This window comes from Actinomyces sp. S6-Spd3, assembly GCF_000758755.1.
GTDB lineage: Bacteria > Actinomycetota > Actinomycetes > Actinomycetales > Actinomycetaceae > Pauljensenia.
On sequence record NZ_JRMV01000197.1, the window covers coordinates 1 to 761 of the forward strand.

The 761-nt window shown below is 58.2% G+C and carries 1 protein-coding gene; it reads right to left on the bottom strand.

Annotated elements, in window-relative coordinates; translation table 11 throughout:
- Nucleotides 1-67: 67 nt before the first annotated feature.
- Nucleotides 68-761: DeoR/GlpR family DNA-binding transcription regulator (locus HMPREF1627_RS01710; RefSeq protein ID WP_158705798.1), on the bottom strand; the 694-nt coding region annotated here is incomplete at its 5' end.

Sequence of the window (761 nt, forward strand, 5' to 3'; positions counted from 1 at the left end):
TCGTGGCAATCAGCGTGGTGCCGATAGTGGCGTCAATAACCCTGCCCGGGTTTTAGTGTCGTTGCACCTACGCGTCGGCCGAATCGTCCTCGCCGTTTTGCTTGGCAGTTCGGGGCACGACGATCAGTTCGGTGTTGTATTCGTGGCAGATTTCCAGTACGGAACGCGATGGTTCAACGTCGGTAATTAGGTAGTCGAAGTCGCCAAGTTCAGCCGTTTTGCACAGTGCGCGGCGAGTGAACTTCGTGTGATCAGCCACCAGAATCCGAATCTGCGCGGCCCGCAGCATCGCCTGTTTTGTTTCCGCTACGTAGTCGTACGGGTTGTACACCGCTCCGTCGGTGATGGCCGTGTCGGACATTAGGCAGAAGTCGGCACGGAACCGCTCCACCTCGGCAACTGTTCGCGCCCCATAAAAGGAGTTGGACCACGGCGAATAGCGTCCACCCAAGCAATGTAGCTCCACCATGGGGGCTCGCCCCACCGCCTGCACCACGGCCAGAGAGTTTGTGATGACCGTAAGCGGAGAGCGCCCCGTCAGTTCGTGAAGCGCAGGCAGGCACGAGGAGGAGTCGTCAATCATTAGGGATGAAGCACGCGGAATCAGTTCGCTAATCACCGGGGTAAACGATTCCTTAACCTCGGTCAAAATACCGGATCGGAGCATGGAGGAAAGGTCTACAACTGTTGATTCCGCCGGCTCCACGTACCCGCGGCCCAGACTAACCAGTCCTTCGCTGACCAGTTGGGAGACGTCGCGG